Here is a 15,038-nt window from a genome sequence, read left to right as displayed (position 1 = left end):
ATTTCCCGGTATTTCCCCGGCAAAAACCGGGCAGGCATGTCAACGGGATCAACATAGTTTGCTTAATATTTTTGACATTTTCATCAAAAGAGATTTATAGTGCCCCTGATCGAGTATTCATTGTCGTTACTACGACGGAAGGAAAAATAATGACCTCGGAAAGTATGATTACACGAATAAAAACACCAATGGCAGTTCTCTGCCTGTGCATCGCCCTCGCGGTGCTGGTCATGCCGGCGACGGCGGCAACGCAAAGCGTCACCGTGACCAGGTACTGCGACAACAACTATGCCGTCGTCGACGACTCGACGACCCTGAACACCACCCCCACTCTCATGGGCATGGCCCAGTACCCGATCTCCAGCAACATCTCCATGCAGGGCCTGGTCACCCCCACGGACTGGGCGAACTCCGGCCTTAACCAGGCAGACTTCCAGGACGGATGGGACGCCACCGAGAGCGTGAACCTCGGGAACTACGGCGCCCACAACGGCACCCTGGTCGAGGACATCGTCCTGCAGGTCGGCGGGATGCCCGACGGCTCGGAGATCATGATCGCCGACTCGACGTACCCGAAGGCGACCCGGTACTTCAACAAGACCAATGTCTACGAACCCATCGCAGGCCAGGGCGAGATGGTCCTCTGCTGGTGGGACTCCGAGTACGGCTTCGTCCCGGGCTGGACCAAGGGCATGCGCCTCTTCTTCTACTCTGAAAACGACCTGACCTTCAGCAACCAGGACATGAAGAACTGCTTCGCTCCCTGGTACTGGCAGTTTTCAAAGGACAAAAAATCCGACTTCGTCGGACCCTCGGCAAAGGGCCTCTCCGTCCAGACCGTCGACACGATCAACATCTACCCCCCGCACCGCTATGACTTCGCCACCGGCGGCGACACCGTCGAGTATGCGTACGAGGGCGGCGTCGGCGCTTCCCCGGGCCTGAACGACCCGAGCGACACCACCGTCGACACCTCAAAGATCGCTGCCGATGACAGCGTCTATGAGCAGACCGACAGCAAGGCTACCGGCGAGTACGCCGCCCAGCGCTTCGTCTTCAACGTCACCGAGGACGCAGCCAACATCGAGAAACTCGCCGTCACCTGGAACGGCACCAGCAGCCACGACAACTCCGGCGCAGACCAGGGCGCCACCACCTACATCTGGAAGAACGGCACCGGCTACGAGTCCATCTCCGGCAACATCACCTCAAACATCGGTGACTATGTCGTCAACGGGAATGTCACGGTGCTCGTGAAGCAGAACGCGGCGCATGTGGCCCTTCCAGCAAAGGCCTCCCACCTTGCGACCGACTACGTAAAGCTCGTGGTGACCCATCACCACTAACCAACCCTTTTTTTCTTTTCCTTATGGTGATTTTCATGAAAAAATCGATTGGAATTTTCTGCCTTATTCTGCTTGCTCTCCTCATCGCCCCAGCGACGGCGGCGACCCTCTACGTCGACGACGACGGTGGCGAGGGAGTCTACACCACTATCAAGGATGCCATCGACGCCGCCGCAGAGGGCGACACGATCTTCGTTAGAGCGGGGATCTATCCCTGGTTTGAAGTAGAAAAGTCGCACCTCACCATCACAGGCGAAGGAGCGGATCTTGTCACTGTTGATTTTAAAGGAGCAGATGTGGGTATAGAACTCAGGGGCAATGGGATACTACTCGAAGGACTTACTGTCCTCAAATCCTCTGAGGGCTTAGCGGTATTTAACCCAGACTGCATTGTCAGGGATTGTGTATTTGATGGCCTTTTTAAAAGTGACATGGGAATTCGGATCAAATCCAGTAATCTTACATTTGAAAACAACACGATCAAGGACGCCACAACAACATACAGTGTATTATATATGGAAGAGGTGGACGGGACAAAGATCCTGAACAACCATTTCATTAACAACACTGCAGGATTACTGCCATATCATTCCAACAACTGCACCATCGCAGGGAACACTTTCTCTTCAAACGGAAAGGTGATCGGTTTCTACGATCCCGGAAACGGATTTGAAATCTATTCCAATACTCTGACTGACAATAAAGTCACCTGTACGTGGGAGTTTGAATGGAACACTCCGTTTAAAGTTTCATGGAACTCCACCACCCCCCTCACCTACGCCTACAAAGACACCACCCACACCGGCTACCTCGGCAACTCCTGGTCTGACTACACCGGCGACGACACCAACAACGACGGCGTCATCGACACGCCCTACGACCTCCCCGACGGCCTCGGCACCGATCACGCACCGTTGACCGCGGCGGGCGGGGAGTATGAAGTCCTCGTCCCGCAGACCCTGTACGTCGACGACGACGGCGGGGACGGCGTCTACACCACCATCCAGGAGGCCGTGGACGCCGCACAGTGCGTCGACACCATCGTCGTCCGCGACGGCGCCTACACCGAGAACGTGCTCGTCGACAAGGGCCTGACCATCAGGACCGAGAACGGGACGAAGGCCGTCACCGTGACCGCCAAAGTGCCCGAGAAACCGGTCTTCGATCTCAAGGCCGACGGCATCACCGTCGAAGGCTTCTCCGTCCGCGGGCCGACCAACGAACACGTCGCCGGCATCGAGAGCGTCGGCTACGACGACTGCCGCATCATCGGCAACGACTGCGGCGGGGCCTGCTACAACGGCATCCACCTCGGCGGCGACGCCACCGGCAACCTCATCGAGGCAAACACCTGCCACGACAACACCCGCCGGGGCATCAGCCTCAGGGACGACGTCACCGGCAACACCGTCTTCAACAACACCTGCTGGAACAACGCAGACGACGAACTCTGCGTCAAGGACAACCCCACCGACAACGTCATCTGGGCCAACGCCTTCTTCGGCACCGTCGAGTGCCTCAACCCCAACACCTACCACTCGCCTGAGATGGTCACCTACACCTACAACGACGCCGAGCACACCGGCTATGTCGGCAACTACTACGGCGGCTACACCGGCACCGACGCGGACGGGGACGGCATCGGCGACGAACCCATGCTCCTCGGCATAGACAGCGTCACCGGCGACTACCATGACGACTACCCGATGATGGGCGTCTGGCAGGACGGCGCGATCGCGAAACCCGCCCCTGTCCTCACCGGCATCACCGTCAAACCCGGGACCTTCGAGGCCGAGACAGGCGAGACCTGGCAGTTCAACGCCACCGGCCTCAACTGGGACACATCCACCATCCCCGGCCTTGACCTCACGTGGACGACGAGCGACGAGAGCATCGGCACCGTGAACGAGACAGGGTGGTTCGAGGCCGTCAAACCCGGCACCGTCACCCTCACCGCCGCGTGCGGCGAGATCGAAGGCACCGCCGACGTCACCGTCGTCGCACCGGCCACCCTCACCTCCATCGAGATCATCAAGTACGCCCCCGACGGCGTCACCGTCGCCGAGAACAAGACAGTCAGCATCAGGTGGATGCAGCGCCACCTCCCCCTCCTCGGCGGTGAGAACGGCACCATGCTCAGGTTCCAGGGCCCCTCCTTCGACAAGAACGACCCCTGGAACCCGGCAGAGGACCTCAACCTCGGCAAGGTCAACAACACCGTCAAAGGCACGGCCCTCGCCGACCTCTGCGACCTCGTCGGCGGCGTCTACGAAGGCGGCGAGATCCAGTTCGCCGGCAGGGACAACTTCCCCGGCAAAATCCCCTCCTCCGCAGTCCTCGCCCCCAACGAGAGGCAGGGCCCCGCCATGATCGCCTGGTGGGACGCCAAGATGGGCGAGTACCCTGAATGGGGCGACGGGCCGCAGCTCTTCTTCCTCACCCCCGACGGCGTCTTCGGGAACGACGACATGCGGACCTGCTTCGGCAAGGACTACCACCACTACTGGACCGACTGGCCCTCCGCGGCAGGCATGTCTGTCAAGAAGATCACCACCATCAAGATCGTCCCCGAACCCAGGGAGGACTGGTCCCTCTCACTCTCCGGCGCCATCACGCGGAAGATCGACCGCTCCTACTTTGAGCAGGCCGTCACCTGCACCCAGGCCAGCCACGGCGCCACCTGGACCGACGGCGGGAAGACCTGGTCGGGCGTGCCCCTCTGGCTCCTCTGCGGCTGGGTCGACGACACCGACCAGCACGCACCCTTCCGCGACGACCTCGCCGACGCCGGCTACACCGTCGTCCTGATCGACTACGGTGCCGACGGCCTCGCCGGTACCGCCGACGACAGGAGTGTCGAGTTCAACAGCAGCACCGTGAAGAAGAACAACAAGATCATCCTCGCAAACGAGATCGACGACTGGCCCCTCGCCAAGGGCGACTGGCCCCTCAAACTCGTCGGCAGCGATGTGCCCGCGGAGAAGCGCCTCGGCAGCGTCGACGCCATCAGGCTCGTCGGCCTTGCAGCAGGCGACGGCGGCATGGTCATCACCCTGGAGAAAGGCTGGAACTTCGTCTCCACCCCGCGGACCCTCGCCCCCGGCAACGACACCGCCGGGATCTTTGCGAACGTCGACTGCGCCGGCCACTCCATCTACACCTTCGACACCAGGAACGGCCTCTGGAAGACCCTCGGGAAGGACGACAAGATCCTGCCCCTCCAGGGCGTCTGGGTCTATGCAAAACAGGTCACAAACGTCCCCCTCACCTTCAGCACCGAGGACATCACCACCCCGCCGACCCTGCGCCTTGCCGCAGGCTGGAACGCCGTCGGCTACTCGGACATCGAACCCCAACCGACCAGAGACGCACTCGAATCAGTGAAAGATACCTGGGCCATCCTCATCGGCTTCGACGCTGCAAACCAGGTCTACGAACGCTCGGCCATCAACGGCGCTGTCGGCAGCCATGTCGACACCCTCCCGATGGAACCGGGGCGGGGCTACTGGCTGTTCATGCGTGCCGACGGCACGCTGGCGGCCATCAGCGCCTAATTTTTTCGAGGCAGACCATGAAGACATACCTCACACTCATACTCCTCCTCGCCCTCGTGGCAGGGGCCACAGCGGCGGAGGGGATACCTGAATTCCCTGACGAGTACAGCGGACAGATCACCATCGACGGCAAATCCGCACCTGCGGGCACCACCATCACCGCCCTCATCGACGGCGAGATGCGGGGCACCCTGACGACGACAGAGGACGGCGCCTTCGGCGGTCCTGACCAGTACGACCAGAAACTCGCCGTCACCGGCTATGCGAGCGACATCGGCAGGACCATCACCTTCACCGTGAACGGGAAGGCCGTCTCCACGACCGCCACCTTCAACCCCGGCAAACAGCACAACGACCTCACCCTCCAGGCAAAGGACGGCGGCGGTGGAGGAGGAGGGAGCGGTGGAGGCGGCGGAGGAGGAGGTTCCTCCTCACCGGCAGTCTCCGTCACCACAGCCCCGGCCCTTGATGCCAGAGCCCCGACAGAGACCCAGCCTCCCGCACCCGCCGCCACCACGGCGGCCGGAACACCGGCACCCGTCGACACCGTCGTCACACCGGCCGGAGAAGCACCCGCCGACCTGACCACGGTCATCGTGACGGCGGCAGCGCTCGCTCTCCTCCTCATTGCATGCATCGCCGGGTTCTACATCAGTAAAAACCGGAAAGAGTGATCAGTCACTCCCTTTTTTTTGAAAGAAACAGAGTGAAAAAAGTATTCTCTTAGCTGGCCTTCTGCATCTTCTTCGCCCGTTCCTTGGAATTGTACCCGGTCACGGCGTCGAGGTACTTCCTGAAGCGGCGGTTCGTGTCCAGGATCGTCTCGTCGTCCGCGTCACGGTCGGACTCGGTGTCCACGATGAGAGTGTTCCCCTTCGGGCCGAGGGAGACGGAAAGCATCTTCAGTGCGCCGTACGAGATGGTGTACCGGCCGGTCGCCTCCGACGGTTCCACGCCGAAGCACTCCGAGAGGGAGGCAATCATCCGCTCTTCAAAGCCCTGCTTGAACCCCCGCTTAATCGGATATTCCTGCATAGTACTTTATGTAGTCGACTGTGTATGTTAAGATAATGTCGGCCGAACCGGAGATAAAAATCACTTCAAAGCCCCTGAGCGGCAAGAACCCTCTCGTCCTCATGGGCTTTCCGGGCAGTGGCCTCGTGGGGAGCATTGCCCTGCAGTACCTCGTGGAGCAGATGGAGTTCGAGCAGATCGGGAACATCACGAGCAAATACTTCCCGCCCGTCGCCATGATGGCGAAGGGCGTCATCAACGTCCCGGTCAGGATCTACGAGAAGGCGGAGACGGCGGCGATCGTCGCCGACATCCCGATCCATCCCATGATCTGCTACGAGGTGGCCAACGGGATCATCGACTGGCTCACCCGCTTCCCCGTGAAGGAGGTGATCACCATCGCGGGCATCGTCACCAACGAACCCGAGAAGAGAGTCTTTGGCGTCGCCACCCACGAGGAGATGCTGGCGAGGATACAGGACGAGACTGTCATCCTCCCGATGGGGAGCATCTCCGGGATCGCCGGGAGCATCCTGACCGAGTGCAAGATCAGGAACATCCCGGGCTACGGGTTCCTCGGGGAGACGGTGAACACCCCCGACCCCCGCTCGGCGGCGGCGACCCTGAAGGTGCTCAACACCCTGTATGGCATGGACATTGATGTCGACCCCCTCCTCGAACAGGCGGCCGAGATCGAGGCGACGATGCACAAACTCGCCGAAGATGTCCAGAGCACCGAGACGATCCAGAAAAAAGAGAACCTTCCGATGTACGGGTGATGCGGAATGAGACTGACTGCATTGACAGGGATAGCGGGAGGGGTCATATCAGAGATTAAACAGGGGAAACCGCGGACCATAGAGTTGCAGAGCACGAACAACGTCATTTCCGTCGCAGCGCTCGAACCCGGCCCCGACACCCACCTCTTTCTCACGAGCGTCGACCTCGAAGACCTCTCGGCCGGTGATGTCGGGATCATCGTCAGGGTGCTCTCGGTGAACATCAACATGAAGCGGATCATAGACTACATCCACCCGGTCTACTACGAGGAGCGCGAGCGCCTCTCCGCGCGCGTCCAGGTGGGATACTGCGGCAACTCCATGGTGAAGGAAGTGGAGATCGGGTCCATCTGTCACCCGGTCGTGGTGGATGCTGTAAAGGCGGCGCATTACCGCGCCATCTGATCCCTCCTTCACAACTTTCTTAACCACGGAAAGCAAACTCTTGTGGTCACGGGGGCCTGTGGCTTAGCCAGGACATAGCGCCGGGCTTCTAACCCGGATGCCGGGGGTTCGAATCCCCCCAGGCCCGTTCATTTTTACAGAAAACCGGTCCCCAGAGCGTGAAGCACGGTGTTACGGGACCACCAACGAACCGGCGTCCTGCCTTAGCTCGATCAAGAAAGTCCACGGGATCAATGGTGCGTCCCGCACCTGATGCGGGATCTCTTACTCAAAAAATCAGAAAAAAAGGGTTTATCGGATCTTCGTGCCGGGCGCCACGTCGCGCAGGGGCGTGAGGAGGGAAGCCTCGTCGCCCGCCGCAAGGATCATACCGCAACTCTCGATCCCGAAGATCTTTGCCGGCTTCAAGTTCGCGATCATCACGACGCTCTTCCCGACAAGTTCCTCGGGGGAGTAAAACGTGGCGATGCCGGAGACGACCTGCCTCTGCTCGTCGCCGAGGTCGACCATGAGCCTCAACAGTTTCTTCGAACCCTTCACCGCTTCCGCGCTGACGACGCGGGCGACCCTGAGGTCCATCGCCGCGAAATCGTCGATGGAGACCTCAGAGGTCTTTTCTTCTGATGCTTTCATTTCTTTCATCCGTGCTTCACTCACGCGCATTTCCAGTATCTTTTCCAGTTCGGCAACCTTATCGTCCTCGATCTTCGCAAAGAGGGGTTCGGGTGCCGGCAGGGGCCCGCTCTGCACCGGTTCAAGCGCTTCGCTGACCCGGTGGGTAGAGACGCCGTCCGTATAGCCGAGCATTGCCCAGGCCCGCCCCGCGGCGTCTGGCATGACCGGCTCGATGATGAGGGCGAGGGCGCGGGCGAGCTGGAGGCAGTTGATGATCACCTGCTCCGCAGCGGCCCGGTCGGTCTTGACCAGTTTCCAGGGGGCGTTGTTCTGGATGTACATATTCCCGTAGGCGGCGAGCGCCATGATCGAGTCCACCGCGTTCTTGAACTCGTACTCCCGCACCGAGACGTCGAGCCCCTCAAGGCAGCGCCCGATCTCGGAGATGACCTCCGGGTCGGCCTGGCCTGGCGGGACGCCACCGAAGAACTTGTGGGCGAAGTGGAGGGTGCGGTAGAAGAAGTTCCCGAGAGTGTTGACGATCTCGGTGTTCACCCGCTCCTGGAAGATCCGCCAGGAGAAGTTCAGTTCCTTGGTGTGGCTCGTGTACGAGAGGAGGTAGTAGCGGAGGTAGTCGGCCGGGAGGCCCTGGTCCAGGTAGTCGTCGTTCGTCCAGACGACATAGCCGCGGGACTTCGAGAACTTCTGGTCCTCGAACTTCACCATGCCGGAGGCGACCACGGCGTGGGGCATCTTGTAGCCGGCGCCGTGGAGGAGGGCGGGCCAGAAGATGCAGTGGTGGTAGATGATGTCGCTCCCGATGAAGTGGGTGACCTCGCCGTCGCCGCACCAGTAGCGCTTCCAGTCGTTCCCGGTCTTCGCCGCCCACTCCTCCGTGAAGGAGATGTAGCCGATGGGAGCGTCCACCCAGACATAGACCACCAGGTCGTTCCTGCCCGGGAACTTCACGCCCCAGTCGAGAGTCCGGGTGATGCACCAGTCATGGAGTTCGTCCTTCACCCAGCCGATCGCATAGTTGCGGGCATTCGAGGTGCCCGAGAGACCGTCCAGGTAGTTCAGCAGGAACTCCTTGAACTCGCCGAGCTTGAAGAAGAAGTGCTTCTGCTCACGCATCTCGGCCGGCGACCCGCAGACCTTGCAGACCGGGTTCTTGATCTCGCCGGGTTCGAGGTGACGGCCACATCCACGGTCGCACTCGTCGCCCCGCGCTTCGGCGCCGCAGTACGGGCAGATCCCTTCCACGTACCTGTCAGGGAGGAAACGGTTGCACTTTGTGCAGAAACTCTGCTGGATCGTCTGCGAGTAGACATAGCCGTTGTCGATCAGGGTCTGCACCATCGACTGCGCACGGCGGTGGTTGGCCGCGTCGTCTGTCATGCCGAAGTAATCGAAGGCGATCTCCATGCGCTTGAAGGTCTCGTCGAAGTGCGTGTGGTAGCGCTCGGCGAGGGCGCGAGGAGACACGCCCTCCTTCTCTGCGCTGATCACGATCGGCGTCCCATGGTTGTCAGACCCGCAGATAAAGACCACGTCCTCGCCGCACCTCCGCAGGTAGCGCACGTAGAAGTCGGCGGGGATGTAGGTCCGCAGATGCCCCAGGTGACAGGGGCCGTTCGTGTAGGGGAGGCCGCATGTCACCAGCAACGGTTTGCCACTCATCTGTATCCTCTTGGCGATGAAGATATACATACATTATTTAAACGCCGGACGGCATCGCGGTCGTCCCGTCAATCACCCCTATATGGGAGGAGGGCAATCACTCTTCGATGAAGCGGATTGCGGTCAGGACGCGCTCATTCGGGGCCGAGATCAGGACGCCGGAGGTCGCAGAACTCGCCCCCTGGGTACGGGGACGGCGGGGGATTGGCGGCGACCTCACGGCCTACCTGGTGGAGCGCTCTTTCGGCCTCCAGCAGGGTGTGGACCTCCCCTGCGCGGGGGGGCGTTTTTATGCACGGCGCGTGCTCGACTGCCTCGAAGGTGTCGAGGGGACGGCGGTGACCGGCGAGGTCGGCGTCAGGGCGGAGGAAGCGGTCGCGGATGTCAGGATGCTTGTCCGGCGGCAGAAGGGCCTCTGGTTCGCACTGCCGGCGCCGTCGCTCTTCCACTTTACCGACTCGTATTATGGCGACGACGACGAGATGACAGAGGAGGTCGTCGATGCCTTCGGCCGCCTGATGCGGGAGATGCGGGACGCCGGCGCGGGCGGCCACGTCCTCATCGCGGAGGAGGCCGGAGAGATAGAACTGGAAGAACTCGCGGGGAAGAAGGTCTGCTTCTTCCCGCTGAAGAGGGACGCCGACCACCTCGCCGGACTCCTCGAACACCAGACAACGCTGGTCACCGACCCGACCGGGATCGGTGAGGCCGGGAGTCTTGCCGACGAGTACGACGTGCGTGAACTCGCCCTCCTCCACCCCACCCACGAGGACCTGATGACGGCGACAGAGCACTTCGACCCCGACGAGATCGCGGCGGCCGGGTACACGCTGGAGGGAGAGGAGGAGCGGTGGAAGGCCCTCCGCACGGAGGCTTATATTCTCAGATAGCCTCGGCGACCGCGACGAGGTCGTCGAAACGGCGGTTCCGCTTGAAGAGCCAGAAGAGGAAGCGGTCGAGGAGGGTGAAGGGAAGGGTGCCGCCGGCCGCGTTCGGGTGGCCGCCGCCGCCGAACTCGCGGGCGATGAGGTGGCTGACAGGGGGGACTGACCTGATGGAGAACCGACCGTTCGAGGAGACGATCACCTCGATGTCGGTGTTGAGGGCGTCCCTGATGGCGTGGGCCGTCTCAGACGGGTAGCCGTGGAGAGGGGCGAAGGCGATCGTATATTTTTTCCCGTAGATCTTCGCCTGCCTGATGCTCGCCTGGATGTCGGCGTCCATCTCGGCCTTCATCTCGGCGTACACCCCCTCGATTCGGCGGTCGGTGAACTTCCCCTGCATGAGGAGGTTTCGCACATAGGTGAGGTGCTGCCGGCGCTGGGTCACCTGGCCGAGGACGTCGGAACGCGGGTCCTCCTTCTTCCAGAGGTCGTAGTCGCAGACGACTCTCGCCACCTCCGCGGCCGTCCTGTCGCCGGGCATGATGTCGCGAGCGACGACACCGGTGGCGCAGACTGAGGTGTCGATGTGGAGGAGGGCGCAGTGCGGTTCGACGAGAGCCTTTTCGGTGTCGGTCCAGCGGTGGTGATCGCGCCACTCGACCTTCCACCCGTTCCCTGACGCTGCCTGCACCGCCGCCTCGACCCCCTTCTGGTAGCCGAGGTCGCTGATCGAGAGGACGTCTCCCCGCCCCTCGCACCCGGCAATGAGGGCGAGGACCGAGGAGTACCGTCCGACTGAGGAGAAGATCGTCGCGATCTTCCCGAACTTCATCCTGAGGACGGCGTCGGCACCGGCGGCGTCGAGGTCGTTGTGGGTGAGGTGAAGGATTCCGGCCTTCCTCCCCTCGACCGCGGCGACAATATCCTCGTCGGTGGTCTTTCTGCCTTCGATGACGCTAACCATTACCTACATTCTGGGAGCAGAGAGTTAAAAAGGGCGGCGGTGGCAACCGCACGGTTTATTAACCGGAAACGACAACATGTATTGGTCGCCCCAGTAGCTCAGACTGGGAGAGCGCCAGACTGAAGATCTGGTTGTCCCCGGTTCAAATCCGGGCTGGGGCATCGACAGGGATTGCCATGAAAACCACGGGGAGTGGTTTTCAATCATGAGTGGTTATATGCAATCCCTGAATTTTTTCCTGCATCTTTCACCCTGTGACCGCAAGGTAGTCGGTGCACGGTGGGCCTCACCGGCATGTCGCCCTGCCACGGGGCCATTATAGTCATCTCATTCCTGTCGAGCCTGTTTTTCTGACCTGCACTGCCATTGCGAATAGATACCAGACAATGCGAGGATTATTATATTTGCCAATTCATCACACTTCCCGAAATCCACCGGCACGGGGCCATGGCCCATCGACCGGGGAGAGGAGAAGAGAATGATGCGTACACGCAGTATAACAGGTATGGCCCTGCTCATCGTCCTGTGCACGGCCCTGCCGGCAGGGGCGCTTGCCGCAGAGGAGATCGGTTCCCTCTCTCTCAGCGGGGCACCAGACGATGGCGGCGCACTGCAGTCCGGAACCTCCGGCGCCGTGCCTTCGGCAGAGGCGGCCACGATCTGGGAGGGGACGGTGACCGTCGACCCTGGCGAGACCTTCACGGTCACCCCGGCCAACACAGGCACCGACGCTGAGGTCAGCCGCAACACCCCGCTTGGAGCGCTCGATAAAGCGGCAGATGCAGGGAACTTCACATATGAAGTCTGGCAGGCCGACTGGGGGTATTATGTCAACAGCATCGACGACATCACCGTGAGCGCCGAGGACAATGAAACTGCCCTCTGGTGGTTCTATGACCCTGAAGCGGCATATATCACAAACAACGCAACCTACAGGTCTCTCCGCGACGGCGAGGAGATCAGGCTCATCTATGCACCCCAGAAAGAAGCGTTCGAGCATACCATCGGGAACGCAACTGCCGCCGTCACCATGAAAATCAAACTCTCAGGGTCCGAGGCAGTGAACTTCACGGCAGAACCGACGAGCGGGCCGGCGCCGCTCACCGTCCGGTTCAACGACACGAGCACGGTGGAGAACGTCACCTCATGGTTCTGGGACTTCGGGACAGACGGCGGGACCTCGACCGGGCAGAACCCGGTGTTCACCTATACTGAGCCCGGTCGCTACAATGTCTCCCTGACTGTGACCGATACGGAAAACAAGACGTTGACAGCGACGAAAGAGGGGTTGATCACCGTGACCCCGACCAACGTCTCGTCGGCGGTGAACTTCTCCGCGGACGTCACGGCAGGGGAGGCGCCGCTCACCGTGTACTTCACCGACATGAGCACGGTGGACAACATCTCCTCGTGGTACTGGGACTTCGGCGACGGGTATATGTCGACGGTGCAGAACCCGGTCTACACCTACCATGAACCCGGTCTCTTCACCGTCGCCCTCACCGTGACAGATATGGAGAACGCCACCTGGAACTCCTCGGTGGAAGGCTTCATCAATGTCAGTGGCGGGACGGTTGATTTCTCCGCGAACACGACATCGGGAAAGGTCCCACTCGCCGTGCAGTTCACCGACATGAGCACGGTGGATAACATCTCCTCGTGGCTATGGGACTTCGGTGACGGCACCACCTCGACAGAGCAGGACCCGGCCCATACTTACACGGCACCGGACACCTTTGACGTCAACCTCACGGTGTACAGCGACAATGTCACACGCGACCGGGAGATAAAGACCGACTACATCACCGCCACGGCATAGGGAAAAAAAACCCTGCCCTTTTTTTCCGGCCCTGAAAAGAAGAGGGCCGCTACAGCGCAACCGGTAAAAGCAAAAACAGAGACCGGGATACATCACTAAAGGCAGGAGGGACAGCCAGGTCTGAACGTGAGGAGATGAAATCGGTCACCATCGGCAGCAACCTCTTTTACAACGGCGACTGCATCTGCGGTTCCGCGGAGCACATTGCAACTGACTCTGTCGACCTGATCATCACCGACCCCCCGTACGGTATCCACGGCGACAGGATGGACCGCCACTACAACAGGGACGAAGAGTTCGTGGTGGACGGATATGTCGAGGTCCCGGAGGAGGAGTACGGGACCTTCAGCGAGAGGTGGATCAGGGAGGCCGAGCGGATCCTCAGGCCGGGCGGGTCCCTCTATATCGTCTCAGGTTACACAAACCTCTACCACATCCTCCACGCACTCCGCCAGACCTCCCTTGTAGAGGTGAACCACATCATCTGGAAGTATCCCTTCGGCGTGTACACCAGCCGCAAATACGTCTCCTCGCACTACCACATCCTCTTCTACGAAAAGCCCGGCGGGAAGCGGACATTCAATCTGGAGGTGCGTTTCGGCAGGGAGGAGAGGGCGGAGGACGGCGGGTGCCTCAACTACCTCGACCGTGAGGACGTCTGGACCATCAACAGGGAGTACAAACCCGGCAGGACGAAGAACAAGAACGAACTCCCGACGGCCCTCCTCACCAAGATGATCCAGTACAGCAGCAACGAGGGCGACCTCGTCTGCGATCTCTTCCTCGGCGGGTTCTCGACGGCGATCGCGGCCACGGGCCTGAACAGGCGCTGTGTCGGTTTCGAGGTCTCGGAGAAGATCTTCGAGGCGGGGGTGCGGGAGACGGCGACGGTGCGTCCCGGCGAACTCCTGGAGACACTGCGGTGCCCGGTCGTCCGCGGGCCGGCAAATCTCAGGAAGAGGTGGCGGCCGGAGGACCTCAGGAGGCTCAGGACGAGGTACAGGGAACTCACGAAAAAGGGCGCAACGAAGAAGGTTGCCGTCGAGACCCTGGCCGGGGAGTTTGGCAGGGGGCGGTGGGCGATCACCTATGCGCTGGAGAGGGCCGGGGTCGAGAGCAGGAGGAAAAAAAGAGGGACGGAGTAGAACCCGGCATGCTCCGGTCGACGTGTCTCCCGATCTCATGACGGGCGGTGCGGGCCACCCGCCTTCCCTACAATCCACCCCCGGACCCCCACCCCCAACATTAGGATAGGGCCAGGGAAGACAGAGTGAGGTCCGGAGATGGGAAGTCGCCATTCGCCCTCCAATCCCACCGGAACTGAAACTTCCAGATCCTGAAAAAAGAGATCTGGGCCGGGGCCGTCACTCGGCCGCCAGCGCCACGATCGGGGAGAGTTTCGAGGCCTTCCAGGCAGGGTACACGCCCGAGAGGACGCAGACCCCGGTGCCCACCAGCATACCCCAGACCACGTTGAGGAGGACCGGGGGGCTGAAGAAGAACGAGATGTCCTGGAGGACGACCAGGATCAGCACCCCGCCGCCGATGAGACTGAGGATGCCGCCGATCAGGGACCCGATGAACCCCAGGATCGCCGCCTCGTACAGGAACATCCGACTGATCTCTCTCCTCTTCACACCGATACTCTTGAGGATGCCGATCTCGCGGATACGTTCGTTCACCGACATCATCATGACGTTGAAGATGCTCACGGCGGCGACGACAAGGGAGATCCCGGCAATGCCGGTCACCACAAGGGAGACCGTGCCGATGATAGAGTTGATCGACTCGATCAGGCCCCGCAGGTCCATGATCTCCACGGTCTCCTTCCGGGCGTTGAGACTCTTCTCGATCGCCTCCTTCACACCGTCGATCTCGTCGATGTTCCTGACCATGACCAGCACCTGATCATAGCCGTTCGCCTTCCCCTCCAGTTCGTCATAGAGGCGGTCGGTGACGATGATCGAGTTGTAGGTGG

General features: G+C 61.0%; 12 protein-coding genes and 2 tRNA genes. 10 read left to right on the top strand and 4 right to left on the bottom strand.

Features of this window, described 5'->3' with window-relative positions; all coding sequences use genetic code 11:
- Window positions 1-188 precede the first annotated feature (188 nt).
- Genes Q0520_RS01115 through Q0520_RS01105 form a run of 3 tightly spaced genes read left to right on the top strand, consistent with a single transcriptional unit; the run spans window position 189 to window position 5,574 of the window.
- Entirely contained in the window at window positions 189-1,346 is a 1,158-nt protein-coding gene (locus Q0520_RS01115) for a hypothetical protein (protein ID WP_298665586.1), read from the top strand.
- 35 nt (window positions 1,347-1,381) lie between these two features.
- Window positions 1,382-4,900 (top strand): NosD domain-containing protein, encoded by a 3,519-nt coding sequence (locus tag Q0520_RS01110; protein ID WP_298665584.1) that lies wholly within the window; start codon window positions 1,382-1,384, stop codon window positions 4,898-4,900.
- Window positions 4,901-4,917: 17 nt separating this feature from the next.
- On the top strand, window positions 4,918-5,574 hold the full coding sequence (locus Q0520_RS01105) for a hypothetical protein (RefSeq protein ID WP_298665580.1): 657 nt from the start codon (window positions 4,918-4,920) through the stop codon (window positions 5,572-5,574).
- Window positions 5,575-5,623: 49 nt separating this feature from the next.
- Here the strand turns inward: Q0520_RS01105 and Q0520_RS01100 are convergent, their stop codons facing one another.
- Window positions 5,624-5,935: a DUF5611 family protein gene (locus Q0520_RS01100; protein ID WP_298665577.1), complete on the bottom strand. Its 312-nt coding sequence runs from the start codon at window positions 5,933-5,935 to the stop codon at window positions 5,624-5,626.
- Window positions 5,936-5,970: 35 nt separating this feature from the next.
- Here Q0520_RS01100 and Q0520_RS01095 point away from each other — a divergent pair, with 35 nt between their 5' ends.
- The 3 genes from Q0520_RS01095 (at window position 5,971) to Q0520_RS01085 (ending at window position 7,225) form a co-directional block, all read left to right on the top strand.
- On the top strand, window positions 5,971-6,693 hold the full coding sequence (locus tag Q0520_RS01095) for a proteasome assembly chaperone family protein (protein WP_298665574.1): 723 nt from the start codon (window positions 5,971-5,973) through the stop codon (window positions 6,691-6,693).
- A 6-nt stretch (window positions 6,694-6,699) separates the two neighbouring features.
- On the top strand, window positions 6,700-7,098 hold the full coding sequence (locus Q0520_RS01090) for a DUF473 domain-containing protein (RefSeq protein ID WP_298665571.1): 399 nt from the start codon (window positions 6,700-6,702) through the stop codon (window positions 7,096-7,098).
- A 52-nt stretch (window positions 7,099-7,150) separates the two neighbouring features.
- Window positions 7,151-7,225 (top strand) — tRNA-Arg (locus Q0520_RS01085).
- Window positions 7,226-7,389: 164 nt separating this feature from the next.
- On the opposite strand, the gene metG is transcribed toward Q0520_RS01085, so the two are convergent.
- Window positions 7,390-9,393 carry a methionine--tRNA ligase gene (gene metG / locus Q0520_RS01080; protein WP_298665568.1) on the bottom strand — a complete coding sequence of 668 codons (2,004 nt, stop codon included), beginning with the start codon at window positions 9,391-9,393 and terminating at the stop codon, window positions 7,390-7,392.
- A 107-nt stretch (window positions 9,394-9,500) separates the two neighbouring features.
- Here metG and Q0520_RS01075 point away from each other — a divergent pair, with 107 nt between their 5' ends.
- Window positions 9,501-10,283, top strand: a complete 783-nt coding sequence (locus tag Q0520_RS01075) for a hypothetical protein (protein WP_298665565.1) — start codon at window positions 9,501-9,503, stop codon at window positions 10,281-10,283.
- On the opposite strand, the gene Q0520_RS01070 is transcribed toward Q0520_RS01075, so the two are convergent.
- On the bottom strand, window positions 10,276-11,241 hold the full coding sequence (locus Q0520_RS01070; protein ID WP_298665562.1) for a DHH family phosphoesterase: 966 nt from the start codon (window positions 11,239-11,241) through the stop codon (window positions 10,276-10,278). The genes Q0520_RS01075 and Q0520_RS01070 overlap by 8 nt on opposite strands.
- Before the next feature lie 87 nt (window positions 11,242-11,328).
- Between Q0520_RS01070 and Q0520_RS01065 the strand changes: the two genes are divergently transcribed.
- From Q0520_RS01065 to Q0520_RS01055, 3 genes are all read left to right on the top strand, one after another.
- Window positions 11,329-11,402: transfer RNA gene (locus Q0520_RS01065), tRNA-Phe, on the top strand.
- 317 nt (window positions 11,403-11,719) lie between these two features.
- Window positions 11,720-13,060, top strand: coding sequence for a PKD domain-containing protein (locus Q0520_RS01060; RefSeq protein ID WP_298665559.1), 1,341 nt, complete (start codon window positions 11,720-11,722; stop codon window positions 13,058-13,060).
- 134 nt (window positions 13,061-13,194) lie between these two features.
- Window positions 13,195-14,205: a site-specific DNA-methyltransferase gene (locus Q0520_RS01055; RefSeq protein WP_298665557.1), complete on the top strand. Its 1,011-nt coding sequence runs from the start codon at window positions 13,195-13,197 to the stop codon at window positions 14,203-14,205.
- Window positions 14,206-14,424: 219 nt separating this feature from the next.
- Here Q0520_RS01055 and Q0520_RS01050 read toward each other — a convergent pair.
- On the bottom strand, window positions 14,425-15,038 hold a 614-nt coding region (locus Q0520_RS01050), incomplete at its 5' end, for an ABC transporter permease (RefSeq protein ID WP_298665554.1).

The organism is uncultured Methanofollis sp. (genome assembly GCF_937919355.1).
Lineage (GTDB): Archaea > Halobacteriota > Methanomicrobia > Methanomicrobiales > Methanofollaceae > Methanofollis.
The sequence above is the reverse complement of the archived record's forward strand: the minus strand, read 5'-3'. Positions and strand labels throughout refer to the sequence as shown.

Bases quoted from the DNA above. Each gene is read 5' to 3' on its own strand.
- Q0520_RS01095 (WP_298665574.1), top strand. From the start codon at position 5,971: ATGTCGGCCGAACCGGAGATAAAAATCACTTCAAAGCCCCTGAGCGGC.
- metG (WP_298665568.1), bottom strand. From the start codon at position 9,393: ATGAGTGGCAAACCGTTGCTGGTGACATGCGGCCTCCCCTACACGAAC.
- Q0520_RS01100 (WP_298665577.1), bottom strand. From the start codon at position 5,935: ATGCAGGAATATCCGATTAAGCGGGGGTTCAAGCAGGGCTTTGAAGAG.
- Q0520_RS01115 (WP_298665586.1), top strand. From the start codon at position 189: ATGGCAGTTCTCTGCCTGTGCATCGCCCTCGCGGTGCTGGTCATGCCG.
- Q0520_RS01110 (WP_298665584.1), top strand. From the start codon at position 1,382: ATGAAAAAATCGATTGGAATTTTCTGCCTTATTCTGCTTGCTCTCCTC.
- Q0520_RS01070 (WP_298665562.1), bottom strand. From the start codon at position 11,241: ATGGTTAGCGTCATCGAAGGCAGAAAGACCACCGACGAGGATATTGTC.
- Q0520_RS01060 (WP_298665559.1), top strand. From the start codon at position 11,720: ATGATGCGTACACGCAGTATAACAGGTATGGCCCTGCTCATCGTCCTG.
- Q0520_RS01105 (WP_298665580.1), top strand. From the start codon at position 4,918: ATGAAGACATACCTCACACTCATACTCCTCCTCGCCCTCGTGGCAGGG.
- Q0520_RS01090 (WP_298665571.1), top strand. From the start codon at position 6,700: ATGAGACTGACTGCATTGACAGGGATAGCGGGAGGGGTCATATCAGAG.
- Q0520_RS01075 (WP_298665565.1), top strand. From the start codon at position 9,501: ATGAAGCGGATTGCGGTCAGGACGCGCTCATTCGGGGCCGAGATCAGG.
- Q0520_RS01055 (WP_298665557.1), top strand. From the start codon at position 13,195: ATGAAATCGGTCACCATCGGCAGCAACCTCTTTTACAACGGCGACTGC.